At 63.6% G+C, this 23,725-nt stretch carries 20 protein-coding genes; 2 read left to right on the forward strand and 18 right to left on the reverse strand.

The genetic code is table 11. The features are described from left to right. On the reverse strand, window positions 1-1,251 hold a 1,251-nt coding region (locus FAS41_RS27485), incomplete at its 3' end, for a PDC sensor domain-containing protein (RefSeq protein ID WP_138526502.1). Window positions 1,252-1,532: 281 nt separating this feature from the next. On the opposite strand from FAS41_RS27485, the gene FAS41_RS27490 reads away from it, so the two are divergent. Both FAS41_RS27490 and FAS41_RS27495 read left to right on the forward strand, forming a co-directional pair. Beyond that, the gene (locus FAS41_RS27490) at window positions 1,533-2,852 is read left to right on the forward strand and encodes a Na+/H+ antiporter family protein (RefSeq protein WP_138526503.1); all 1,320 of its coding nucleotides are present in this window, start codon (window positions 1,533-1,535) and stop codon (window positions 2,850-2,852) included. Window positions 2,853-2,942: 90 nt separating this feature from the next. Next, window positions 2,943-4,010: an AI-2E family transporter gene (locus FAS41_RS27495; RefSeq protein ID WP_138526504.1), complete on the forward strand. Its 1,068-nt coding sequence runs from the start codon at window positions 2,943-2,945 to the stop codon at window positions 4,008-4,010. A 167-nt stretch (window positions 4,011-4,177) separates the two neighbouring features. Here FAS41_RS27495 and nuoN read toward each other — a convergent pair whose 3' ends face one another. The 17 genes from nuoN to FAS41_RS27580 all read right to left on the reverse strand — a co-directional run bounded on the left by nuoN (window position 4,178) and on the right by FAS41_RS27580 (window position 23,714). Further along, window positions 4,178-5,641 carry an NADH-quinone oxidoreductase subunit NuoN gene (nuoN, locus tag FAS41_RS27500; RefSeq protein ID WP_138526505.1) on the reverse strand — a complete coding sequence of 488 codons (1,464 nt, stop codon included), beginning with the start codon at window positions 5,639-5,641 and terminating at the stop codon, window positions 4,178-4,180. 7 nt (window positions 5,642-5,648) lie between these two features. Further along, window positions 5,649-7,178, reverse strand: coding sequence for an NADH-quinone oxidoreductase subunit M (gene nuoM, locus FAS41_RS27505; RefSeq protein ID WP_138526506.1), 1,530 nt, complete (start codon window positions 7,176-7,178; stop codon window positions 5,649-5,651). Between the two features lie 28 nt (window positions 7,179-7,206). Continuing rightward, complete coding sequence (gene nuoL, locus FAS41_RS27510; RefSeq protein WP_138526507.1) at window positions 7,207-9,054, reverse strand: NADH-quinone oxidoreductase subunit L; 1,848 nt, start codon at window positions 9,052-9,054, stop codon at window positions 7,207-7,209. Beyond that, on the reverse strand, window positions 9,051-9,359 hold the full coding sequence (gene nuoK / locus FAS41_RS27515) for an NADH-quinone oxidoreductase subunit NuoK (protein WP_017517116.1): 309 nt from the start codon (window positions 9,357-9,359) through the stop codon (window positions 9,051-9,053). The genes nuoL and nuoK overlap by 4 nt, the downstream gene beginning before the upstream one ends. A 4-nt stretch (window positions 9,360-9,363) precedes the next feature. Further along, window positions 9,364-9,864, reverse strand: coding sequence for an NADH-quinone oxidoreductase subunit J (gene nuoJ, locus FAS41_RS27520; RefSeq protein ID WP_017517115.1), 501 nt, complete (start codon window positions 9,862-9,864; stop codon window positions 9,364-9,366). 11 nt (window positions 9,865-9,875) lie between these two features. Next, complete coding sequence (nuoI, locus tag FAS41_RS27525) at window positions 9,876-10,424, reverse strand: NADH-quinone oxidoreductase subunit NuoI (RefSeq protein ID WP_138526508.1); 549 nt, start codon at window positions 10,422-10,424, stop codon at window positions 9,876-9,878. 11 nt (window positions 10,425-10,435) lie between these two features. Next, window positions 10,436-11,425 carry an NADH-quinone oxidoreductase subunit NuoH gene (nuoH, locus tag FAS41_RS27530; RefSeq protein WP_138526509.1) on the reverse strand — a complete coding sequence of 330 codons (990 nt, stop codon included), beginning with the start codon at window positions 11,423-11,425 and terminating at the stop codon, window positions 10,436-10,438. Next, window positions 11,422-14,136: an NADH-quinone oxidoreductase subunit NuoG gene (gene nuoG, locus FAS41_RS27535; protein ID WP_138526510.1), complete on the reverse strand. Its 2,715-nt coding sequence runs from the start codon at window positions 14,134-14,136 to the stop codon at window positions 11,422-11,424. The genes nuoH and nuoG overlap by 4 nt, the downstream gene beginning before the upstream one ends. A gap of 128 nt (window positions 14,137-14,264) precedes the next feature. Further along, on the reverse strand, window positions 14,265-15,614 hold the full coding sequence (gene nuoF, locus FAS41_RS27540; RefSeq protein WP_081520490.1) for an NADH-quinone oxidoreductase subunit NuoF: 1,350 nt from the start codon (window positions 15,612-15,614) through the stop codon (window positions 14,265-14,267). Continuing rightward, window positions 15,611-16,111 (reverse strand): NADH-quinone oxidoreductase subunit NuoE, encoded by a 501-nt coding sequence (nuoE, locus tag FAS41_RS27545; protein ID WP_169887231.1) that lies wholly within the window; start codon window positions 16,109-16,111, stop codon window positions 15,611-15,613. Before nuoE ends, nuoF begins: the two co-directional genes overlap by 4 nt. After that, complete coding sequence (gene nuoC, locus FAS41_RS27550) at window positions 16,108-17,889, reverse strand: NADH-quinone oxidoreductase subunit C/D (protein ID WP_138526511.1); 1,782 nt, start codon at window positions 17,887-17,889, stop codon at window positions 16,108-16,110. Before nuoC ends, nuoE begins: the two co-directional genes overlap by 4 nt. Before the next feature lie 59 nt (window positions 17,890-17,948). Continuing rightward, window positions 17,949-18,626, reverse strand: a complete 678-nt coding sequence (locus FAS41_RS27555; protein ID WP_045214755.1) for a NuoB/complex I 20 kDa subunit family protein — start codon at window positions 18,624-18,626, stop codon at window positions 17,949-17,951. 10 nt (window positions 18,627-18,636) lie between these two features. Next, window positions 18,637-19,050: an NADH-quinone oxidoreductase subunit A gene (locus FAS41_RS27560; protein WP_017517108.1), complete on the reverse strand. Its 414-nt coding sequence runs from the start codon at window positions 19,048-19,050 to the stop codon at window positions 18,637-18,639. A gap of 441 nt (window positions 19,051-19,491) precedes the next feature. Next, the gene (locus FAS41_RS27565) at window positions 19,492-19,983 is read right to left on the reverse strand and encodes a DUF4442 domain-containing protein (protein WP_138526537.1); all 492 of its coding nucleotides are present in this window, start codon (window positions 19,981-19,983) and stop codon (window positions 19,492-19,494) included. A 186-nt stretch (window positions 19,984-20,169) separates the two neighbouring features. Further along, complete coding sequence (locus tag FAS41_RS27570) at window positions 20,170-21,765, reverse strand: isocitrate lyase (protein ID WP_138526512.1); 1,596 nt, start codon at window positions 21,763-21,765, stop codon at window positions 20,170-20,172. Window positions 21,766-22,275: 510 nt separating this feature from the next. After that, window positions 22,276-23,091 (reverse strand): secretin N-terminal domain-containing protein, encoded by an 816-nt coding sequence (locus FAS41_RS27575; RefSeq protein ID WP_171049565.1) that lies wholly within the window; start codon window positions 23,089-23,091, stop codon window positions 22,276-22,278. After that, window positions 23,088-23,714: a DUF7931 domain-containing protein gene (locus FAS41_RS27580; protein WP_138526513.1), complete on the reverse strand. Its 627-nt coding sequence runs from the start codon at window positions 23,712-23,714 to the stop codon at window positions 23,088-23,090. Before FAS41_RS27580 ends, FAS41_RS27575 begins: the two co-directional genes overlap by 4 nt. Window positions 23,715-23,725: the final 11 nt, after the last annotated feature.

A 23,725-nucleotide genomic window follows, 5' to 3' on the forward strand; every position in this document is an offset into this window, starting at 1 on the left:
CTCGTCCTTGCCGCTGTAGTCCAGGCGCTTGGTCAGGTCGCCCTCGCCGCTGGCGATGTTGCGCAGCATGGCAGCAACGTTGAGGATCGGGCGGGTTACGCCACGGGCGGTGAGCCACATGGCGAACAGGCCGATCAGGATGGCGACCAAGCCGAAGCCGAGTTGTGAGACGGTACCCTGCACGCTCTGGTTATCCAGTTCGTTCTGCAGTTCGATGGCCGGGCCGAGCAGGACGTTCTGCGGAACCTCCAGCAGCACGCCCCAGGGCTTGGAGCCGGGGATTGGTTGCAGTGGCTCGACGACGCGCAGTTGATCGTCCTGGTGGAAGACCTGCTCATGGTTGGCGGCGATTGCCTGCAACAGGTCGGTGCCCTGGTTCGGGTAGACCTCCTGAAGCTTCTTGCTCAGCTTGCTGGCGTCTGCGCTGTGGCCGGCCAGCAGGCCGGCGGCGCTGACGATGCTGACTCGGCCCTGGCCTTCGTAGAGTTCCTGGCTGCCTTCCACGGCGATTTCCTGCAGCTTCTCCATGCTGATGTCCAGGCCCATGACGCCGATGACCTTGCCGTCCAGCTCCAGCGGGAAGGCGATGCTGGTCATCAGCATCTTCTTGTTGCCGACGTCGTCGAAGTACGGGTCGAGCACGCACGGCTGGCCGGTGGTCTTGGGGCAGGTGAACCAGGCGTTGTAAGCGCTGCCGCTCGGGCCGGGGCTGGTGTCCTGCAGCAGCGACTCGGCCATGGCTTCGGACTCCAGATGGCCCGGCGTAGCCTGCGACCAGTAGATGGAGAAGCGCCCCGCGTCGTTGCTGCCCAGTTCGCCCTGGCCGGCGAAGAGCTTGTCCTTGCCGTCCAGCGCGTCCGGCTCGAAGGCGACATAGAGGCCCAGCAGCTCGGGGTTGCCTTCCAGTGCGGTCTTCACCTGGCGGGTCAGGTCCTCGCGCAGGTCGTAGGCGTCGAGGAAGCGCTTCTGCGCCTGGTCGCGCAGGAACAGGACCTGCCGCGAGAAGCCCTTGCCGTATTGGTAGGCATCCATGATGTAGCGCTGGATGCGCATGGCCTGGACTTCGCCGCGCGATTGCAGGCGGGCCTGCGCTGCCTCGTTGAGCATTTCAGTGCTCGATTGCTTGACCAGCGAGGTGCTGTGTTGCGTGCGATAGACGGACAAGCCGGAGAGCAGCGAGACGACGCCGAGAAGGCAGAGCCCGGCAAGCAACGTGATCTTCCACTGGATGGAGAGACGGCGCAGGAGCATGGAGGGGAATCCTTGTTTGAACTAAGCCTGGGAATGCCCTGTATATCGGCCTTTCCCGCAGCTTCTTGACCCGTGACGGGACGAAACGCCAGAAAACAGGCGATTCTGGCGTGCCTGGCCGACGGGTAGAGGGCTCCAGGCAGCAGAAAACAGGCAAGAAGCGTGCTTGTTCCAGCGGAAACCTCTTGATTCGACTCAACTTTTGACAGCCCGTCCGGTGTTGGGCAGAGTACGCGCCTTTTGCCCGCGCGCTGGCGCGGCGATGAGCTGGGAGTGTGGATATGAATGCGGTGCTGATCGCCATTGGCCTGATGCTGGTGCTGAGCCTGTGTCGCGTGCACGTGGTGGTCGCACTGATCGCCGGCGCAGTAGCGGGTGGTTTGCTGGGCGGCCTGGGCATGGACGGTACGCTCAAGGCATTCAACGACGGGCTGGGTGCCGGTGCGACCGTGGCGCTGTCCTACGCCATGCTGGGTGCCTTCGCCGTAGCCATCGCGCGCTCCGGAATGGCGCACGCGCTCGCTGACCGTGCCCTGGCCATGCTTGGCCGGCACGAGGCGAACGGCTCCAATGGCTTCAAGTGGATGATGGTCGCCCTGCTGCTGGTGGTGGCGATCTCCTCGCAGAACATCCTGCCGATCCACATCGCGTTCATCCCACTGCTGGTGCCACCGTTGCTCTATGTGCTCACGCGCCTGCAGATCGACCGTCGGCTGATCGCCTGCGTCATCACCTTCGGCCTGATCACCCCCTACATGTTCCTGCCGGTGGGCTTCGGCAACATCTTCCTGAATCAGATCCTGCTGGCCAACGTGGCCCGCGCGGGTGTCGATGTGCAGGGCATCAATGTCACCCACGCCATGCTGATCCCGGCGCTGGGCATGGTTTGCGGCCTGCTGATCGCGGTGCTCTTCAGCTACCGGCGCAAGCGCGAGTACGATCTGGAGCGTATCGAGCAGGCCGAGCGAGTCGATACGCCCTACAGCAAGATGAGCCTGCTGGTGGCCGGCGTCGCGGTCGCGGCGGCCTTTGCCGTGCAACTGCTGCTGGACTCGATGATCCTCGGTGCGTTGGTGGGTTTCCTGGTGTTCTCGCTGTCCGGCGTGGTGCGCTGGAAGGAAGCGGACGACCTGTTCACCGAAGGCATGAAGATGATGGCCATGATCGGCTTCATCATGATCGCTGCGCAGGGCTTTGCGGCAGTGATGACTGCTACCGGACAGGTTTCCAGCCTGGTGGACAGCGCTGCCGGTTGGATCGGCAGCAGCAAGGCGCTGGGAGCCTTCATGATGCTGCTGGTGGGTCTGCTGGTGACCATGGGCATCGGCTCATCCTTCTCCACGGTACCGATCATCGCGGCGATCTTCGTGCCGCTGGCGGTGCACCTGGGCTTCAGTCCACTGGCCATTGTCAGCATCGTTGGCACGGCAGGCGCGTTGGGTGACGCGGGTTCGCCGGCCTCGGATTCCACCCTGGGCCCAACCTCCGGCCTGAATGTGGACGGCCAGCACAATCACATCTGGGACACCGTGGTGCCGACCTTCCTGCACTACAACCTGCCGCTGCTGGTCTTCGGCTGGGTCGCAGCGATGGTGTTGTAGGGCTCTGTAACGGGCCATCGCGCACGGAAAGTTGCACTCGGCAGGCCAACTGCTGACTAATGAGCAGGTTTCCCACCCACGGACCCGCTCATGTTCGAATCGAAACTGGAATACCGGACGTTCCTCGCCCTGCTGCTGGTCGTCACACTGGCCTTCGGCTGGATCCTGCTGCCGTTCTACGGGGCAGTCTTCTGGGGCACCATCCTGGCGATCATCTTTGCCCCGTTGCAGCGCCGCCTGCGGGTGAAACTCAACGGGCGCAACAACCTCGCTGCGCTGATTTCCCTCGCCGTCTGCTTTCTGATCGTGATCCTGCCGGTGACCTTCATTGCCGGTGCGCTGGTACAAGAGGGCGCGACCGTCTACCAGCGGTTGAAGTCGGGCGAGCTGAACTTCATCACCTACTACCAGCAGGCAGTCGCCGCGTTGCCAGGCTGGGCGCACCAGTTGCTGGAGCGCTTCGACCTGGCGGACCTGTCCAGCCTGCAGGAAAAGCTTTCGGCGGGCGCGATGCAGGCCAGCCAACTGGTGGCCACCAAGGCCTTCAGCATCGGCCAGAACACCTTCGAGTTCGTCATCAGCTTCGGCATCATGCTGTACCTGCTGTTCTTCCTCCTGCGCGATGGCCCGACACTGGGCAAGCGGATCAAGCAGGCGGTGCCGCTGAGCGGGGAGCACAAGCAGCATCTGTTCGCCAAGTTCACCACGGTGATCCGTGCCACGGTAAAGGGCAACATCGCCGTCGCCGCGACTCAGGGTGCGTTGGGCGGCCTGATCTTCTGGTTCCTCGGCATCCAGGGCTCGTTGCTCTGGGGCACGCTGATGGCCTTCCTCTCGTTGCTGCCGGCCATCGGCGCGGGGCTGATCTGGGTGCCGGTGGCGGCTTACTTCCTGCTCACCGGGGCGATCTGGCAGGGTGTGGTGCTGACGCTGTTCTGCGTGGTGGTGATCGGTCTGGTGGACAACATCCTGCGTCCGATCCTGGTCGGCAAGGACACCAAGATGCCGGACTACGTGGTGCTGATCTCCACCCTGGGCGGCATGTCGCTGTTCGGCCTCAACGGCTTCGTCATCGGCCCACTGATCGCGGCGCTGTTCATGGCGTCGTGGGACCTGTTCACCGGCAGGGCAGAGGAAGCACCCAACCCGGTAGAGTAGGGCGCGAACCTTGTAGGATGGCGTGGAGCGAAGCGATACCCATCAATGACGTGCGCCAGCAGCATGGGTATCGCTGCGCTCCACCCATCCTACGAAAAGCCGGTATCTCCTGATTCCCGCCCAACAAAAAACCCCGCCGAAGCGGGGTTTTTTGTTGCCTGTCGACCTTAGCCGGCGACGGCTACCAGGCCGCTGTGCTGGAGGATGTCCAGCAGCGGTTGCGGGTAGACGCCGAGGAAGAAGGCGAGTAGGGCGATGGCTACCAGCATGATGCCGCCGGCGCGCTGGGCCCAGTCCAGGGGAGCGTCGTGGCGCTTCATGTTCGGTTCGACCAGGAACATGGTCACCATGACACGCAGGTAGTAGAACAGGCCGATGGCGCTGCCCAGTACCAGGGCGCCGACCAGCCACCAGTGCTGCGACTCGACGCCGGTGGCGACGATGTAGAACTTGCCGATGAAGCCGGCGGTCAGCGGGATGCCGGCCAGGGACAGCATCATCACGGTCATTACCGCGGTCAGCACCGGACGGCGCCAGAACAGGCCGCGGTACTCGAACAGCGCGTCGGCATCGCGACCGCTGTACGGAGTGGACATCAGGGTGACCACGCCGAAGGCGCCCAGGGTGGTAACGACGTAGGTGGTCAGGTAGACGCCGACTGCTTCCACGGCCAGGCCCTTGCTCGCCACCAGGGCGATCAGCAGGTAGCCGAAGTGGGCGATGGACGAGTAGCCCAGCAGGCGCTTGATGTTGCTCTGGGTCAGCGCCAGCAGGTTGCCGATCAGGATCGAGGCGATGGCGATGACCGCGATGGCGTCATGCAGCAGGCCGTTGTTCAGGGCCGCCGGAGCGATCTGGAACAGGCGCAGCAGCACGGCGAACACGGCGACCTTGGCGGTAGTGGCCAGGAAGGTGGCAACCGGGGCCGGGGCGCCTTCGTAGACATCCGGGGTCCACAGGTGGAACGGTGCCAGGGACAGCTTGAAGCCCAGGCCGACTACCATCATGCCGACGCCAATGGCCAGCAGCGGGCCATGGCTGGTGCCCTCTGCCAGCGAGGCGCCCAGGGCGGAGAAGCCCAGGTTGCCGGACTCGGCGTAGAGCAGGGCCATGCCGAACAGCAGGAAAGCAGAGCCGGCGGCGGACAGCACGGTGTACTTGATGCCCGCTTCCAGGGTGCGCTTGTTGAAGAAGGCGTAGGCCACCATGCCGTAGACCGGCACCGACAGCAGTTCCAGGCCGATGAACAGGCCGGCCAGGTTCTGCGCGCTGACCAGTACCAGGCCGCCCGCGGTGGACAGCAGCAGGAGCAGGTACAACTCCTCGCGGTTGCCTGGGAAGCTTTCCATGTAGGCGTGGGCGAGGGTGGTGCAGGCCAGGGCGCCGATCAGGATCAGGGCCATGTAGAAGCAGGCGAAGTTGTCGACCACCATGAGCGGGGTGACTTCGATCGGGGTGACTTTCAGCACCGGGATGATCGACAGCAGGGCCAGGTTCAGACCGATCACCGAGAGGGTGGCGGTCATCGAGTGGTTACGCTTCCAGGCTACCGCGAGCATCACCACCACCAGGGTGGCGCTGGTGATGAGCAGTGGCAGGAGCGCGATGAAGTGTTGAATCGTGAAGGTCATTTCGCGCTTACCGTGCTGCCAGAGTGGAGAGGGCGGAACCCAGCCATTGCTGGACGCCGTGCATGGTTGCCGCGGAGGTGTCGAGGACCGGCTGCGGGTAGACGCCGAGCACGATCAGCAGCACCGCCAGGCCGAGCACCATGGAGAGCTCGCGGGCGTTCAGGCCGGCGATGGCGGTGTCGGACTTGGCCGGGCCGAAGTACGCGCGGTGGATCATGATCAGCGAGTAGACCGAGCCGAACACCAGGCCGAAGGTGGCGATCACAGTGATCACCGGAACGACCTTGAAGCTGCCCAGCAGGATCAGGAATTCGCCGACGAAGTTGCCGGTGCCCGGCAGGCCCAACGACGCGGTGGCGAAGAACAGGGCCACGGCCGGCAGGTACGGGATGCGCGACCACAGGCCGCCCATCTTGCGCATGTCACGGGTGTGCAGGCGCTCGTACAGCTGGCCACACAGGATGAACAGCGCGGCGGCGGAGAGGCCGTGGGCGATCATTTGCACCACTACACCCTGCAGCGCCTGCGGGCTGCCGGAGTAGATGCCGATCATCACGAAGCCCATGTGCGACACCGAGGAGTAGGCCACCAGGCGCTTGATGTCGGTCTGTGCGAACGACAGGAAGGCGCCGTAGAAGATGCCGATCAGACCCAGGGTCATGGCGATCGGGGCGAACTCGGCCGAGGCGTTGGGGAACAGCGGCAGGGCAAAGCGGATCAGGCCGTAGGCCGCGGTCTTCAGCAGGATGCCGGCCAGGTCCACGGAGCCGGCAGTCGGCGCCTGGGCGTGGGCGTCGGGCAGCCAGGAGTGCACCGGCACTACCGGCATCTTCACCGCGAAGGCGACGAAGAAGCCGAGCATCAGGATCCACTCGGTGTGCGGCGGCAGCTGGGTCTTCAGCAGGTCGGCGTAGTTGAAGGTCAACACGCCGGTGCTGTTGTAGTGCACGAACACCAGGCCCAGGATCGCCACCAGCATCACCAGGCCGCTGGCCTGGGTGAAGATGAAGAACTTGGTGGCGGCGTAGATGCGGGTCTTCTTGCCATCGTCCGAGCTATGACCCCAGAGCGCGATGAGGAAGTACATCGGCACCAGCATCATTTCCCAGAAGAAGAAGAACAGGAACAGGTCGACGGCGAGGAACACGCCGATCACGCCGCCCAGGATCCACAGCAGGTTCAGGTGGAAGAAGCCGATGCGGCGCTGGATCTCGTTCCACGAGCAGAGGACGGACAGCACGCCGAGCAGGCCGGTCAGCGCGACCATCAGCAGGGACAGGCCGTCCATTGCCAGATGCACGCTGATGCCGAAACGCTCGATCCAGGGTACCTGGAACTGCAGGGTCCACTGCGGCTCGCCACCCGGCGCCGGGGCCAGCTGGAAGTCGCCGGTGTGCCACACCCACAGGCTCAGGGCCAGGGTGAGGACCATCGATCCCAGGGCGACCCAGCGGGGCAGGGTCTTGCTGGTGTACTCGGCGATCCAGCAAAGGAAGCCGCCGATGAAGGGGATCAGGATTAGCCAGGGCAGAATCATGTCGGGCTCAATCTCTTTCGTGAATTCATTAAGCCAGCAGCAGCGCGCCGAGGAGCAGCGCGGCGCCACCCACCAGGGAAGCGGCGTACCAACGCAGGCGGCCGTTCTCGGTGAGGCTGAGGAGTTTGTTGCCACCGCGGGCGGTGAGCGGGACCAGGACCAGGGTCTTGTCGATCGGGTCCGCGGCCAGCAGGCGGCAGATCAGCAGGTAGGGTTTCACGAACAGCTTGTCGTACAGCCAGTCGAAGCCCCAGGCGTGGTACCACCAGGTGCCGAAGAAGCGGCCCGGTGCGCTCTGGGCGACGGCGCTGACGAAGCGGCGCTTGCCGAGGAACAGCAGGCCCGCCAGCAGGATACCGGCGATGGCGATGGCGCCCGAGGCGATTTCCAGGCTGTGCTTGGCTTCACCCCCGGCGTGACCGGCGCTTTCCGGCAGGACACCGGCCAGCGGCGGAGTGATCAGCGCACCGACGAAGGTGGAGAGTACGATCAGGATACCCAGTGGCAGCCAGTGGCTGATGCCGTGGCCCGCGTGTGCTTCGGTCTTCGCTTCGCCGTGGAAGGTGATGAAGATCAGACGGAAGGTGTACAGCGAGGTCATGAACGCGCCGACCAGGCCAGCAATCAGCAGGTTCTGGTGACCGCTGGCAAAGGCTTCCCAGAGGATCTCGTCCTTGGAGTAGAAGCCGGCGGTCAGGAAGGGCAGGGCGGACAGCGCCGCGCCACCGACCACGAAGCTGGCGTAGGCCAGCGGCAGCTTCTTCCACAGGCCACCCATCTTGAAGATGTTCTGCTCGTGGTGGCAGGCGACGATCACCGCACCCGAAGCAAGGAACAGCAGGGCCTTGAAGAAGGCATGGGTCATCAGGTGGAAGATCGCGCCACCCCAGGCGCCAACGCCCAGGGCCAGGAACATGTAGCCGATCTGGCTCATGGTCGAGTAGGCGAGGATACGCTTGATGTCGGTCTGCACCAGGGCTGCGAAGCCCGCCAGCACCAGGGTCACGGCGCCGATGATGCCAACCAGCTCCAGAACGTTCGGAGCCAGCTCGAACAGACCGTGGCAGCGGGCGATCAGGTAGACGCCCGCGGTCACCATGGTGGCGGCGTGGATCAGCGCGGAGACCGGAGTCGGACCGGCCATCGCGTCGGCCAGCCAGGTCTGCAGCGGCAGCTGGGCGGATTTGCCGACGGCGCCGCCGAGCAGCATCAGGGTGGCCAGGTTGATCCACAGGTCGCCCTTGGCGAAGTGCTGCGGAGCCAGGACCAGCAGCTCCTGGATGTTCAGCGTGCCCAGGTGCTGGAACAGGATGAACATGCCGATGGCGAAGAACACGTCACCCACGCGGGTCACGATGAAGGCCTTCAGCGCTGCGTTGCCGTTCGGTACGTGGTTGTAATAGAAACCGATCAGCAGGTAGGAGCAGAGGCCCACGCCTTCCCAGCCGAAGTACATGAACAGCAGGTTATCGCCCAGTACCAGGAACAGCATGCTGGCGATGAACAGGTTGGTGTACGCGAAGAACCGCGAATAGCCGGTTTCACCGCGCATGTACCAGGAGGCGAACAGGTGGATCAGGAAGCCGACGCCGGTGACCACGCCGAGCATGGTGACCGAGAGGCCGTCCAGGTACAGGGTGAAGTTGGTCTTGAAGTCGCCAACGCTCATCCATTGCCACAGCACCAGGCTGTAGGCGCCACCTTCGGGCGGGTTGCTGTGGAAGCTCCAGATCGCCCAGAAGGCGGAGAGGGCCGCCAGGCCCACGGAGCCGACACCGACCAGTGCCGAGAGATTTTCCGACCACTTGCCGCGCGAGAACGAGAGCAGCAGGAAGCCGACCAGGGGGAACAGGAAAGTAAGGGGCAGCAGGTTCATCCGCGCATCTCGCTGGCAGCGTCGATATCGAGGGTATGGAAGCGGCGATACAGCTGGAGCAGGATCGCCAGGCCAATGCTGGCCTCGGCCGCAGCCAGGCTGAGCACCAGGATGAACATCACCTGGCCGTCAGGCTGGCCCCAGCGGGCGCCACCGACCACGAAGGCCAGGGCGGCGGCGTTCATCATCACTTCCAGGCTCATCAGTACGAACAGGATGTTGCGTCGTACCATCAGGCCCACCAGGCCGAAGCAGAACAGCACACCGGCGAGTGCCAGTCCGTGTTCGAGAGGGATTGCATTCATGGTGTTAGTCCTTCGCTTCGTGGCGGCCGAGGTGGTAGGCGGCGACCAGTGCCGCCAGCAGCAGCATCGAGGCCAGTTCGACGACCAGCAGGTACGGGCCGAACAGGCTGATGCCCACGGCCTTGGCGTCCACGGTGGTGTGGCCGATGCCGATACCGCTCGGGGTGCGCGAGAGCATCCACAGCAACTCGACGAGCAGCACGGCAGCCAGGGCGCCGGGGCCAATCCAGACACCGGGCTTGAGCCACTTGCGCTCCTGCTCGGCAATCGCCGGGCCGAGGTTGAGCATCATGACCACGAACACGAACAGCACCATGATCGCGCCGGCGTAGACGATGATCTCCAGGGCGCCGGCGAACGGGGCGCCGAGGCTGAAGAAGGTCATCGATACCGCCAGCAGCGAAATGATGAGGTAGAGCAGGGCATGCACCGGGTTGCTGTTGGTGATGACCCGGAAGGTTGCCAGCACGGCGACGCCGGCGGCGAAGTAGAAAGCGAATTCCACGCGACGTCTCCTTACGGCAGCAGGCTCTTGACGTTGATCGGTTCGGCCTCGTTCTGCGCGGCGCCTTTCGGCTTGCCGGCGATGGCCATGCCGGCAACGCGGTAGAAGTTGTAGTCCGGGTTCTTGCCGGGGCCGGAGATCAGCAGGTCTTCCTTCTCGTAGACCAGGTCCTGGCGCTTGAACTCGCCCATCTCGAAATCCGGTGTCAGCTGGATCGCGGTGGTCGGGCAGGCTTCTTCGCACAGGCCGCAGAAGATGCAGCGAGAGAAGTTGATGCGGAAGAACTCGGGGTACCAACGGCCATCGTCCATCTCGGCCTTCTGCAGGGAGATGCAGCCGACCGGGCAGGCCACGGCGCACAGGTTGCACGCAACGCAGCGCTCCTCACCGTCGGGGTCGCGAGTGAGCACGATGCGGCCACGGTAGCGCGGCGGCAGGTACACGGGCTCTTCCGGATACTGCAGGGTGTCACGCTTGCGGAAGGCGTGACCGAAGATCATCACCAGGCTGCGCAGCTGGGTGTAGGTGCCGTGCACCACGTCGAAAATGTACTTGATCATGGTCGTACTCCTTACTGGGTCGCCAGCACGACAGCGCCGGTCACCAGCAGGTTGATCAGGGTCAGCGGGAGGCAGAACTTCCAGCTGAAGGCCATCACCTGGTCATAGCGCGGGCGTGGGATGGAAGCCCGCAGCAGAATGAACATCATGATGAAGAAGCCGGTTTTCAGGGCGAACCAGAAGAACGGGATCTGCGGCAGGATGCCGAAGGGACCGTGCCAGCCGCCGAAGAACAGGGTCGCCAGCAGCGCGGACACCAGCACGATGCCGATGTACTCGCCGACGAAGAACATGCCCCATTTCATGCCGGCGTACTCGATGTGGTAACCGTCGGCCAGTTCCTGCTCGGCTTCGGGCTGGTCGAACGGGTGACGGTGGGTCACGGCGACGCCGGCGACGAAGAAGGTCATGAAGCCGAAGAACTGGGGGATGATGAACCACATGTGCTCGGCCTGGTAATCGACGATGTCGCGCAGGCTGAACGAACCGACCTGGGCGACGATGCCCATCAGCGACAGGGCCAGGAACACCTCGTAGGAGATGGTCTGGGCCGAGGCGCGCAGGCTGCCGAGGAGGGCGAACTTGTTATTGCTCGACCAGCCGGCGAACAGCACCGCGTAAACGGTCAGGCCGGCCATGGCGAAGAAGAACAGGATGCCGATGTTCAGGTCCGCGACGCCCCAGGTCGGGGTGATCGGGATGACTGCGAAGGCCACCAGCAGCGCACCCATGGCGATCATGGGCGCGAGGGTGAAGATCATCTTGTCGGCGAACGGCGGGGTCCAGTCTTCCTTGAAGAACATCTTCAGCATGTCGGCGCCAAGCTGGAAGGCACCGAAGGGGCCGACCCGGTTCGGACCGTAGCGGTCCTGCCAGAGGCCGAGCAGACGACGCTCGACCCAGCTGAGCAGCGCGCCGCAGACGACCACGGCGAGCAGGATGACGATGGCCTTGATGACCTCGATCAGGATGTCGACGATGGCGGGTGTCAGCCAGCTCATTGCGCAGCCTCCTGCAGACCTTCAGCGACGGCGCCGATGACACCGGCGGGAATGCCTTGCAGACCGATCGGCAGGGCGACCAGGCCAGCGCCCAGCTCTTCGCTCACACGCAGCGGCAGGCGCAGCTCCTGGCCCTTGACGGTCAGGCGGATGATCGCACCTTCGTTGACGCCCAGACGGTCAGCCTCGGCCTTGGCCAGAGTGATGTAGGTCTGCGGGATGCGTTCCTGCACCGGAGCGGCTTTCGAGGAGTTCTCCTCGCTGCCGAACAGGTGATAGAAGGGCACCACCTTGAACTGGCTGGCGGCGGTGTGGAACGGTGCAGGAATCTCGCTGAACCACAGGGCTTCGCCCTTGGCCTCGATCAGGCGCACGCCCGGATCGCCGGCGCGCAGATGACCACCCACTTCGTCCTGGAACTTGTTCCAGGCCTGCGGGGAGTTCCAGCCTGGGGACCAGGCGAACGGAATCTGCTGACGCGGTTCGGTGCTGCCGGCGTAACCTTCCATGGAGAAGGCGAACGCGGAGTCGATGTCCTGCGGTTGGCGCGGCTCGCTGACATTGATGTTGGCGCGCATCGAGGTACGGCCGGAGTAGCGGTGCGGCTCGCGCGCCAGCTTCAGGCCCTTGATGCGGAACGCGGCGTTCGGCGCGGCCTCGCGGATGCCAGCCAGTTGCGGCTTGGCAGCGACGACGGCGTCGATCACGTGGTCCAGCTGGGTCCAGTCGACACGCTTGCCTTCCAGGGTGCTGTGCAGCGCGTGCAGCCAGCGCCAGCCTTCGCGGACCAGGTTGTCGGCGTTGTAGTAGGTCGGATCGTAGACCTGGAAGAAGCGTTGGGCGCGGCCTTCCTGGCTGACCAGGGTGCCATCGCCTTCGGCGAAGCTGGCGGCCGGCAGCAGGACGGTGGCCTTGGCGCTGGTGGCGGTCTGCTGGTGGTCGGCGACGACTACGATCTTCGCGGTGGCCAGTGCAGCATCGACAGCGGCAGCGTCGGCGCGGCGGTACAGGTCGTTCTCCAGGATCACCACGGCATCGGCGGCGCCGGAGGTCAGCTGCTCGAGAGCGGCTTCGATGGAGTCACCGCCGAAGAGGGCGAGGCCCAGGCTGTTGGCTTCCGGAACCACCAGGCTCAGGGAGCCGTTCTTCTCGCGGTTCTTCAGTGCGCTGGCGATGTTGGCGGCGGCTTCGATCAGGGCGTTGCTGCCCAGCGAGGTGCCGGAAACCACCAGCGGACGCTTGGCGGCAACCAGAGCATCGGCGATGCGCTGGGCCAGGGCGGCGGCTTCGGTGTCGAGGCCGACGACGGCCGGAGCGCTCGGGTCGATGGCGTGGGCCACAGCGAAGCCCAGGCGGGCCAGGTCTTCGGTGGCGGCGTGCACGCACTCGGCGGCCACGTCGTCCAGGCGGGTTTCATCCAGGCTGGCGATGAACAGCGGGTTCATCTCGTGCTGGGCGATGGTCTTCACTGCGGCGTCGAGCCACGGCTGGATCTTCATCGCGGCGGCCATGTCCTCGCCCTTGCCTTTCACCGACTGGCGCAGGGCCAGGGCGATACGGGCAGCGGTCTGGGTCAGGTCTTCGCCGAGCACGAACACTGCGTCGTGGTCTTCGATGTCGCGGATGGTCGGCACCGGCAGCGGGCCGTCCTGCATCACTTTCAGCACCAGTTGCAGGCGTTGCAGCTCGTCAGCGGAGATGCCGCTGTAGAAGTTCTGCGCGCCGACCAGTTCGGTCAGGGCGTAGTTGCTTTCCAGGCTGGCACGCGGCGAACCGATACCGATGACCTTGCGGCCCTTGAGCAGGGCAGCGGTCTGGTCGAGGGCGCCATCCAGCGAGAGCTTCTGCTTGCTCAGCATCAGCTGCGGTTGGCGCGGGCGGTCTTCGCGGTTGACGTAGCCGTAGCCGAAGCGGCCGCGGTCGCAGAGGAAGTAGTGGTTCACCGAGCCGTTGTAGCGGTTCTCGATGCGGCGGATTTCACCGTAACGCTCACCGGGGCTGATATTGCAGCCGCTGGAGCAGCCATGGCAGATGCTCGGGGCGAACTGCATGTCCCACTTGCGGTTGTAGCGCTCGGAGTGGGTCTTGTCGGTGAACACGCCGGTCGGGCAGACCTCGGTCAGGTTGCCGGAGAATTCGCTCTCCAGTACACCGTCCTCGATACGGCCGAAGTAGACGTTGTCGTGCGCGCCGTAGACGCCCAGGTCGGTGCCGCCGGCATAGTCCTTGTAGTAACGGACGCAACGGTAGCAGGCGATGCAGCGGTTCATCTCGTGGGCGATGAACGGGCCGAGCTCCTGGTTCTGGTGGGTGCGCTTGGTGAAGCGGTACCGGCGCTGGTTGTGGCCGGTCATCACCGTCATGTCCTGCAGGTGGCAGTGACCGCCTTCCTCGCAGACCGGGCAGTCGTGCGGGTGGTTGGTCATCAGCCATTCGACGACGCTGGCGCGGAACTGCTTGGCCTCTTCGTCCTCGATGGAAATCCAGGTGTTGTCGGTGGCGGGAGTCATGCAGGACATGACGAGACGACCGCGTTTGTCGTTCTCGTCGGTGTACTGCTTGACCGCGCACTGGCGGCATGCGCCGACGCTTCCGAGCGCCGGGTGCCAGCAGAAGTAGGGGATGTCGAGACCGAGGGAGAGACAGGCCTGCAACAGGTTGTCCGCTCCGTCGACTTCTAACGTCTTGCCGTCTACGTGGATCGTGGCCATGGGTCTAAGTCTTCGTTGGCCCGTTGTCAGCGGGCGTGGCTAATAGAAATCACGGTTTCATCGGGCCGGCGGCACGCCGCGGCACTGCAACGAAACAACGCCGGGCGCAGTGCCCGGCGATCAAAGCATCAAGCGCCGACAGTCTGCGGTGCTTGTACGGCCTGAGCCTGGCGGGAAATGCCCGCTTCGAACTCGGGACGGAAATACTTCAGTGCGCTGCCCAGCGGCTCGACGGCACCCGGTGCGTGGGCACAGAAGGTCTTGCCTGGGCCGAGGAAGTTGACAAGCTGCTCGAGGGTTTCCAGGTCGCCCTGGGCGCCTTCGCCTTTCTCCAGCGCGCGCAGTACCTTCACGCTCCACGGCAGGCCGTCACGGCACGGCGTGCACCAGCCGCACGATTCGCGGGCGAAGAACTCTTCCATGTTGCGCAGCAGGGAAACCATGTTGACGCTGTCGTCCACTGCCATGGCCAGACCGGTGCCCATACGGGTGCCGACCTTGGCGACGCCGCCGGCGTAGAACAGCGCGTCCAGGTGCTCCGGCAGGAGGAAGCCGGTGCCGGCGCCGCCCGGCTGCCAGGCCTTGAGCTTGTAGCCGTCGCGCATGCCGCCGGCGTAGTCCTCGAACAGCTCGCGGGCCGGAAGGCCGAAGGGCAGTTCCCAGATACCGGGGTTCTTCACCTTGCCGGAGAAGCCCATGAGCTTGGTGCCCATGTCTTCGCTGCCCGGACGGGCGAGGCCCTTGTACCAGTCGACGCCGTGCTCGACGATCGCCGGCACGTTGCACAGGGTCTCGACGTTGTTCACGCAGGTCGGCTTGCCCCACACGCCAACGGCGGCGGGGAAGGGCGGCTTGGAGCGCGGGTTGGCGCGGCGGCCTTCCAGCGAGTTGATCAGTGCAGTCTCTTCGCCACAGATGTAGCGACCGGCGCCGGTGTGGACGAACAGCTCGAAATCGAAGCCGCTGCCGAGGATGTTCTTGCCCAGCAGGCCGGCGGCCTTGGCTTCATCGATGGCGCGGTTCAGGTTACGGGCCGCGTCGACGTACTCGCCGCGCAGGAAGATGTAGCCGCGGTAGGCCTTGAGGGCGCGCGCGGAGATCAGCATGCCTTCCACCAGCAGGTGCGGCAGCTGCTCCATGAGCATGCGGTCCTTCCAGGTGTTGGGCTCCATCTCGTCCGCGTTGCACAGCAGGTAGCGGATGTTGAGGGATTCGTCCTTGGGCATCAGGCCCCACTTCACGCCGGTGGGGAAGCCCGCACCACCGCGGCCCTTGAGGCCGGAGTCCTTGACGGTCTGGACGATGTCGTCGGTGGCCATCTGCGCCAGCGCCTTGCGCGCGGCGGCATAGCCATTCTTCGACTGGTATTCCTCCAGCCAGACCGGGGCGCCGTCGTCACGCAGGCGCCAGGTCAGCGGATGGGTTTCGGCCGCGCGCGCGGTGCGGTTGGGCGTGCCGTAGGAGGTGAGGCGACTCATGCGTAGGCCTCCAGCAGTTTGGCGACGCCGTCGGGACGCAGGTCGCCGAAGGTGTCGTCGTCGATCATCATCGCCGGGGCCTTGTCGCAGTTGCCCAGGCAGCACACCGGCAGCAGGGTGAAGCGGCCGTCGGCGGTGGTCTGGCCGAGGCCGATGCCCAGCTGCTTCTGGATCTCGCCAACCACGGACTCGTGACCGCCGATGTAGCAGACCATGCTGTCACAGACGCGGATGATGTGGCGGCCGACCGGCTGGCGGAAGATCTGGCTATAGAAGGTAGCCACACCCTCGACGTCGCTGTCGGGGATGCCGAGGATGTCGGCGATGGCCGGAATGGCGCCGTCCGGCACCCAGCCGCGCTGCTTCTGAACGATCTTCAGGGCTTCGATGGACGCCGCGCGGGAGTCCTCGTAGTGATGCATTTCGTGCTCGATGGCCGAGCGCTCGGTTTCGCTGAGTTCGAAACGATCAGTCTGGATAAGGGTACTCATGATCAGCGGTCCACGTCGGCCATAACGAAGTCGATACTGCCCAGATAAGCGATCAGGTCAGCAATCATGCTGCCGTTGATCACCGACGGAATCTGCTGCAGGTGCGGGAAGCTGGGCGTCCGGATGCGGGTCCGGTAGCTCATGGTGCTGCCATCGCTCGTCAGGTAGTAGCTGTTGATGCCCTTGGTCGCTTCCACCATCTGGAAGGCTTCGTTGGCCGGCATGACCGGGCCCCAGGAAACCTGCAGGAAGTGGGTGATGAGGGTCTCGATGTGCTGCAGCGTGCGCTCTTTGGGCGGCGGCGTGGTCAGCGGGTGATCCGCCTTGTACGGGCCTTCGGGCATGTTCTTCAGGCACTGCTCGATGATGCGCAGGCTCTGGCGCATCTCGCCCATCTTGACCATGCAGCGGTCGTAGGCGTCGCCGTTGGCCGCCAGCGGTACTTCGAACTCGAAGTTCTCGTAGCCGGAGTAGGGGCGGGCCTTGCGCAGGTCGAAGTCGCAGCCGGTGGCGCGCAGGCCGGCGCCGGTGGTGCCCCATTCCAGCGCTTCCTTGGTGTTGTACTGGGCAACGCCGATGGTACGGCCACGCAGGATGCTGTTCTTCAGGGCGGCGGTTTCGTACTCGTCCAGACGCTTGGGCATCCAGTCGAGGAATTCGCGAACCAGCTTGTCCCAGCCGCGCGGCAGGTCGTGGGCGACGCCGCCGATGCGGTACCAGGCCGGGTGCAGGCGGAAGCCGGTGATGGCTTCGACGACCTTGTAGGCGCGCTGACGGTCGGTGAAGGTGAAGAACACCGGGGTCATCGCACCCACGTCCTGGATGTAGGTACCCAGGTACAGAAGGTGGTTCAGGATGCGGAAGAACTCCGACATCATGATGCGGATGACGTCGACGCGCTGCGGCACCTTGATGCCGGCGAGCTTCTCGACCGAGAGCACATACGGCAGGTTGTTCATCACGCCGCCGAGGTAGTCGATACGGTCGGTGTAGGGGATGAAGCTGTGCCAGGACTGGCGCTCGGCCATCTTCTCGGCGCCACGGTGGTGGTAGCCGATCTCCGGAACGCAGTCGAGGATCTCTTCACCGTCCAGCTGCAGGATGATGCGGAACGCACCGTGCGCGGAAGGGTGGTTCGGACCCAGGTTGAGGAACATGAAGTCCTCGTTCTCGCCGTGGCGCTTCATGCCCCAGTCTTCGGGCTTGAAACGCAGGGCTTCCTGCTCGAGGTCCTGCTTGGCGGCGGACAGCGCGTAGGGATCGAACTCGGTGGCGCGCGCCGGGTAGTCCTTGCGCAGCGGATGACCTTCCCAGGTCGGCGGCATCAGCATGCGGGTCAGGTGCGGGTGACCATTGAAGGTGATCCCGTACATGTCCCAGACCTCGCGCTCGTACCAGTTGGCGTTCGGCCAGATACGGGTGGCGGTGGGTACGTTGAGGTCGCCTTCGGACAAGGCCACCTTGATCATCACGTCACTATTACGCTCGAGCGACATCAGGTGGTAGAACACGCTGAAGTCGGCACCCGGCAGGCTGCGACGGTGGGTGCGCAGGCGCTCGTCGACACCGTGCAGGTCATAGAGCATGACGTACGGCTTGGGCACATTGCGCAGGAAGGTGAGGACGTCGATCAGGCGCTCACGGGCAACCCAGAGCACCGGCATGCCGGTGCGGGTGGCCTGGACGGTGAAGGTCTCGGCGCCAAAGCGGGAATTCAGTTCGACGACGATGTCTTGGTCGTCTGCCTTGTAAGGCGGGATGTACAGAGCGGAGTCTGCATTCATAGTCTTTAAGTCACTCGGTCAACGGTGGAGTGAAAACGGGCCTCTCGTGGAGGGCCGGATCACACTTCGTCGGGGCTGCGCAGGTTGGTGACCGCAATGCGCTGTTCGCGCTTGAGATCCTTCTGGGCAGGCATGTCGGCGCGATAGACGCCTTGATCGCCTACAACCCAGGACAACGGGCGACGCTCCTGGCCGATGGATTCCTGCAGCAGCATCAGGCCTTGCAGGAACGCCTCCGGACGGGGCGGGCAGCCAGGGATGTACACGTCCACGGGGAGGAACTTGTCGACCCCCTGAACGACCGAGTAGATGTCGTACATGCCGCCGGAGTTGGCGCACGACCCCATCGAGATCACCCACTTGGGTTCCAGCATCTGCTCGTACAGGCGCTGGATGACCGGGGCCATCTTGATGAAGCAGGTGCCGGCGATGACCATGAAGTCAGCCTGGCGCGGCGATGCACGGATCACTTCGGCGCCGAAACGGGCGATGTCGTGTGGCGCGGTGAACGCCGTGGTCATCTCCACGTAGCAGCAGGACAGCCCGAAGTTGTACGGCCACAGGGAGTTCTTGCGACCCCAGTTCACCGCACCGTTGAGAACATCCTCGAGCTTGCCCATGAAGATGTTCTTGTGGACCTGCCCTTCGATGAGCGGGTCTTCTACCGTTTCGCGTTCGCCGATCGGGTATTGATCGTTGGGCGCATCCGGATCGATCCGGGTAAGTTTGTATTGCATCGCCAAAGCCTCATTGTTTTAGCTTCGCCTGCCGTGCGCGACGTGCCGCCGGCGCCCAATCGAGCGCGCCGATACGCCACAGGTAGACAAGACCTGCCAACAGAATTGCTATGAAAATGGTTGCCTCGATCAGACCGGCCCAGCCGCTTTCACGGACGGACACTGACCAGGCGAAAAGGAAGAGGGCTTCGACGTCGAAGATCACGAAGAGCATCGCGACCAGATAGAATTTTGCCGACAGGCGCAGGCGGGCGCTGCCGGTAGGAACGATCCCCGATTCGAACGGTTCGTTCTTGCTGCGACCAAATGCCTTACTGCCAAGCAGGCTGGAAACCCCTAGCATGAAGGCGAGCAGGCCCAGCACTCCTAAAAGGAAGGCGGCGAGTCCCCAGTGTTGAGCTGCAAGTTCAGCTGGATTGGGCATGCCGATACTCCTTCCTACAAATAACGATTGTCTTGGGTTCCAGGCGCAACGCCTGACTACTGCGAACCCGACAACTCAAGGATAGTGAGCTAAGGGTTCAGGTCATCTTTCCAATTTTATGCCCAAAGCCTTCAGCAAGTAAATTTTTCCAACACAAACAGATGCTTCTATTTCGGGCAAAAGGCTTTTGCATTTCCCGTAGCGCCCTGTTTGCGCGGCTCTGGATGCCTAGTGTGGCGGCACTTCGGCTTTGGTCGAATAGTACTTTCGAGGTATTTGCCCGCAATAAATCGGCATTCTATAAATGATAAATATTATCATTTGCAGTGTCGTATATCCGTAACTTTACTACATATAAGCGCCGGGGCTTTTATTTCGCCTGGTATCCGACTTCGAATTATTCCTCTGTGAATTCGTTGGTCGTCCAGGCTTGCGGGTGGTTCAATTTCCTTTCCGGACCCACGCCCAGCGCATCTCGCAGCGCACCGGTTCGGCCCCGGAGTCGTCGAGAAGGGTGACCTGGACCAGTGCTTCGCCTCGATCTTCTTCCTGCATTGCGCGGCGCTGTTCCGGTGTCAGCGTGGCGATGGCGCGCAGGCTGCCGCTGGCCCGGCGCAGGTAGTCCACCTTGAGGGTCTTGATCAGCGGCAGCTTGTGATCCGGCAGGTTCATGCCAACCATGCAGCCGCTGGCGGATTCGGCCAGCAGCGCCATGGCGGCAGCGTGAACGCCGCCGATGTGATTACGGGCGCGGCGGTGGTTGGCCAGGCTCATGCGCACTTCGCTGTCGGAGAGCTTCTGGATGCGTACGCCAGCCGTGCCGGCGAAGCGCACCTGGGAGCAGAACAGTCGGCTGAGCAGCGGCTCGTGAAGACAGCGCGGGAGGCGCTGGATGAGATGGGCGGCGAGTGCGAGGCGGTTGCGCTTGGGCATGCCTTTCATGGAGGGGCATTTCCATTCATATAAAGGAAGCGCGAGGCTGGCAGGTCGAGGCGAGCCTGCCCTTGGCGGGCGGGGAGAAGACGTCTGGCGGTTCGGCCAAGCACAAAAAAGCAAAACCCCGGCCGAGGCCGGGGTTTCGTGGAGCCTGCCAGCCCTGAGGGGCTGGTGAGCCAGTTCTTAGTGGAACTGGTTCATGGTGTTGTCTTTACCCGAGGCTTTCAGAGCGGCTTCGCCAGCGAAGTACTCTTTGTGGTTGTCGCCGATGTCCGAGCCAGCCATGTTCTGGTGCTTGACGCAGGCGATGCCCTGACGCAGTTCCTGACGCTGAACGCCTTTCACGTAGGCCAGCATGCCCTGGTCGGCGAAGTAGCCTTTGGCCAGGTTGTCGGTCGACAGAGCGGCGGTGTGGTAGGTCGGCAGGGTGATCAGGTGGTGGAAGATGCCGGCGTGGGCAGAGCCATCGCGCTGGAAGGTACGGATCTTCTCGTCGGCAACCTGGGCCAGTTCGGTCTCGTCGTACTCGACGCTCATCAGCTTGGCGCGGTCGTAGGCGGAAACGTCCTTGCCTTCGGCGACGAATGCATCGAACACCTGCTGACGGAAGTTCAGGGTCCAGTTGAACGACGGGCTGTTGTTGTAAACCAGCTTGGCGTTCGGGATGACTTCGCGGATGCGGTCAACCATGCCCTTGATCTGGCCAACGTGCGGCTTCTCGGTTTCGATCCACAGCAGATCGGCGCCGTTCTGCAGCGAGGTGATGCAGTCCAGGACGCAGCGGTCTTCGCCGGTGCCCTTGCGGAACTGGAACAGGTTGGAAGCCAGGCGCTTGGGACGCAGCAGCTTGCCGCCACGGTTGATCACCACGTCGCCGTTCTGCAGTTCGGCAGCGGAGACTTCTTCGCAATCCAGGAAGGAGTTGTACTGGTCGCCCAGGTCGCCCGGCTCTTTGGTCACGGCGATCTGCTTGGTCAGGCCGGCGCCCAGGGAGTCGGTGCGGGCAACGATCACGCCATCGTCAACACCCAGTTCGAGGAACGCGTAGCGAACGGCGTTGATCTTGGCGAGGAAGTCTTCGTGCGGAACGGTCACTTTGCCGTCCTGGTGGCCGCACTGCTTCTCGTCGGAAACCTGGTTCTCGATCTGGATGCAGCAGGCACCGGCTTCGATCATTTTCTTGGCCAGCAGGTAGGTCGCTTCCGGGTTGCCGAAGCCGGCGTCGATGTCGGCGATGATCGGTACTACGTGGGTTTCGTAGCCGTCGATCTGGGCCTGGATTTCGTCCTGCTTGACTTTGTCGCCGGCGGCGCGAGCGCTGTCCAGGGCGGTGAAGAGCAGGTCCAGTTCGCGGGCGTCAGCCTGGCGCAGGAAGGTGTACAGCTCTTCGATCAGGCCGGAAACGGCGGTTTTCTCGTGCATGGACTGGTCGGGCAGCGGGCCGAAGTCGGAACGCAGCGCGGCAACCATCCAGCCGGACAGGTAGAGGTAGCGCTTGTTGGTGGTCTTCAGGTGCTTCTTGATCGAGATCAGCTTCTGCTGACCGATGAAGCCATGCCAGCAACCCAGGGATTGGGTGTAGACGGAGGTGTCGGCGTCATACTCGGCCATGTCCTTGCGCATGATGGCCGCAGTGTACTTGGCGATGTCGAGACCAGTCTTGAAGCGGTTCTGAGCGCGCATGCGGGCAACCGACTCGGGGTTGATAGCGCTCCAGCTGTTACCGGTTTTCTCTTTCAGAGCGGCAACGGCTTTGATGTCGTTTTGATAAGCGGACATGGTCAATCCTTCAAAGTATGTGTTTGGTTGAGCACCGACTTACCCACTCAAGACCTGTATCGAAACGGTATTGGCTGCGGGTTGCTCGCCGCGGGATGGCGAAGGGGCGACCGAAAGAAGGAATGACGCTGGAGGAGTGGGGTAGAGCGGCGTACAGACGGGTGACTGCAGCGGTGACATCCAGAATCGCTTGCCGGCTCGTGGCAGCCGTTGGGCAATGGTGGACGGCTGAATCCGTCACTTCGTGCTGTTGCTAAGGCTTGCTTCCCCGTCCCTCAGGACAACCTCTTGCCAGTCGCAACCTCGTCGATCCGCCTTGTGGGCTTAACAACACGGACCTGCATGGCGGGTGGGCCACTGGCTCGGTCCGAAGGGCTTTGAGGCCCTCTGGTTAGCGGGAGCGAGGCCATCATGCACTTTCAAACGAGCGTTCGTCAAACGTTTTGTAGTGTTTTTTTTGGACTACTACACGAAGGTCTAACGAGGACTGGCAAGTCACCTGCGGAAGGATTAGTCGAGCACTTCGACCTTCACCCGCAGGCTGCTGTCGCTACGTCCCTGGGTACTGTACTGGCGGGTATAGCCGTTCTGGGTGCTCTGGTTGCTCTGGCTGACGCCACCGATCTCGATCCACTGGCCAATGGGCCCGCTGATGCTGGTGTCCGCCGAGCTGGTATTCATCGAGCCCTGGTAATTGCCGTTGAAGCGGTCGTTGCGCGTGCTCAGAGTGATGTGCACCAGATTGCCGGTGATACTGGCGGTCACATACATGCCCTGGTTGGCATCACGGTACTCGGTCTGGCTGTAGACCTGGCCGTAGGGGCCGATGCCGGCGTTGGTCACTGGCTGGCTCTGGCCGACCTGGATGAAGGCGGGGGAGCCTTCGGTAGTGCGCACCTGCTGTGTGCCGCCGCCGCGACTGTTGGTGGATCGATTGATGATGCGCACCTGGTCGCGGCCGTTGACTTCCCCGCGGCCAGCCTGGATGTCCACATTGCCGGCGCTGACCGAGCCGTTCACCGAGTAGCCGCTCTGGCTACCCTGGCTGCCATCGAGCGTATCGACGCTGATCAGTAGTTGATGCGGGCGCGTATCCAGCTGCTCGAGAACCTGCTGCAGTTCGCGGATCTTCGCCAGTTCGGCGTTCACCACCAGTTGGTTTCCATAGGCGGTAACCCGGCCTTCGTTGCCCAGCACCTGCTGTGCCACCGGCAGTACATCTTCGGCGGTGCGGTAGTTGAGCGGAATGATCTCGGTGCGAGGCGCCGCGACGGCGGACAAGCTGATCGCGCAGGCGAAAATCAAGGCGAGTGAGTGTCGGCTCAAATCAGAAAGCTCCGCAGGTTCGGGTCGAGGACGCTGGTGTTCCAGGTCTGTTCGAATTGCGCGATCAGCTGACGGACGCGCCCAGCGTTGTTGTAGTGCGCATAGCCAGCGTATTCGCCGGGCTCAGGGCGCAGCAACAGGCCACAATCGTCGGCGAGGAGGAAGGCGTGCTCCTCGCTCGGATAGTCAGGGTTGATCCGGCGGATCTGGCAGTAGCTGGACAGGCGACGGCTGAGGTTGAGCAGGCGATGGCCTTCCTTCACCGCACGGGTGCTGTCGCGCACCAGGATCATCAGGCGGTTGCGCGGATTGCCCAGCAGCAATTGGGTGCAGGCCTCCTGGATGCTGCTGTGATGATACAGCCAGGGCTCAAGGTCGGGGGTATAGAGATAGAGCGTGCGGCGCGCCTGCTGGGTCAGTGCGAGCGCATGGGCGCGGGCCTGTTCGGGCTTGTTGAAACGCTGTAGTTGGTCGCCTTCGCCGAGCTTGAATGGTGCGGGCTCCAGAACTTCAGGCGGCAGCGCTTCGCTGGGCGGGTTATGGACAGTAAAACGCCCCGGTGACTGAAACTCGATATCCGGCAGTTCTACCGGGAGGTCGTCTTGGTCCGGGGCGTTATCCATGTCGCTCCTTG

The sequence above is a fragment of the Pseudomonas nicosulfuronedens genome (assembly GCF_005877905.1).
GTDB classification, from domain to species: domain Bacteria; phylum Pseudomonadota; class Gammaproteobacteria; order Pseudomonadales; family Pseudomonadaceae; genus Pseudomonas; species Pseudomonas nicosulfuronedens.

Bases quoted from the DNA above. Each gene is read 5' to 3' on its own strand.
- FAS41_RS27490 (WP_138526503.1), top strand. From the start codon at position 1,533: ATGAATGCGGTGCTGATCGCCATTGGCCTGATGCTGGTGCTGAGCCTG.
- FAS41_RS27495 (WP_138526504.1), top strand. From the start codon at position 2,943: ATGTTCGAATCGAAACTGGAATACCGGACGTTCCTCGCCCTGCTGCTG.
- nuoN (WP_138526505.1), bottom strand. From the start codon at position 5,641: ATGACCTTCACGATTCAACACTTCATCGCGCTCCTGCCACTGCTCATC.
- nuoM (WP_138526506.1), bottom strand. From the start codon at position 7,178: ATGATTCTGCCCTGGCTAATCCTGATCCCCTTCATCGGCGGCTTCCTT.
- nuoL (WP_138526507.1), bottom strand. From the start codon at position 9,054: ATGAACCTGCTGCCCCTTACTTTCCTGTTCCCCCTGGTCGGCTTCCTG.
- nuoK (WP_017517116.1), bottom strand. From the start codon at position 9,359: ATGAATGCAATCCCTCTCGAACACGGACTGGCACTCGCCGGTGTGCTG.
- nuoI (WP_138526508.1), bottom strand. From the start codon at position 10,424: ATGATCAAGTACATTTTCGACGTGGTGCACGGCACCTACACCCAGCTG.
- nuoH (WP_138526509.1), bottom strand. From the start codon at position 11,425: ATGAGCTGGCTGACACCCGCCATCGTCGACATCCTGATCGAGGTCATC.
- nuoG (WP_138526510.1), bottom strand. From the start codon at position 14,136: ATGGCCACGATCCACGTAGACGGCAAGACGTTAGAAGTCGACGGAGCG.
- nuoF (WP_081520490.1), bottom strand. From the start codon at position 15,614: ATGAGTCGCCTCACCTCCTACGGCACGCCCAACCGCACCGCGCGCGCG.
- nuoC (WP_138526511.1), bottom strand. From the start codon at position 17,889: ATGAATGCAGACTCCGCTCTGTACATCCCGCCTTACAAGGCAGACGAC.
- FAS41_RS27555 (WP_045214755.1), bottom strand. From the start codon at position 18,626: ATGCAATACAAACTTACCCGGATCGATCCGGATGCGCCCAACGATCAA.
- FAS41_RS27560 (WP_017517108.1), bottom strand. From the start codon at position 19,050: ATGCCCAATCCAGCTGAACTTGCAGCTCAACACTGGGGACTCGCCGCC.
- FAS41_RS27565 (WP_138526537.1), bottom strand. From the start codon at position 19,983: ATGCCCAAGCGCAACCGCCTCGCACTCGCCGCCCATCTCATCCAGCGC.
- FAS41_RS27570 (WP_138526512.1), bottom strand. From the start codon at position 21,765: ATGTCCGCTTATCAAAACGACATCAAAGCCGTTGCCGCTCTGAAAGAG.
- FAS41_RS27580 (WP_138526513.1), bottom strand. From the start codon at position 23,714: ATGGATAACGCCCCGGACCAAGACGACCTCCCGGTAGAACTGCCGGAT.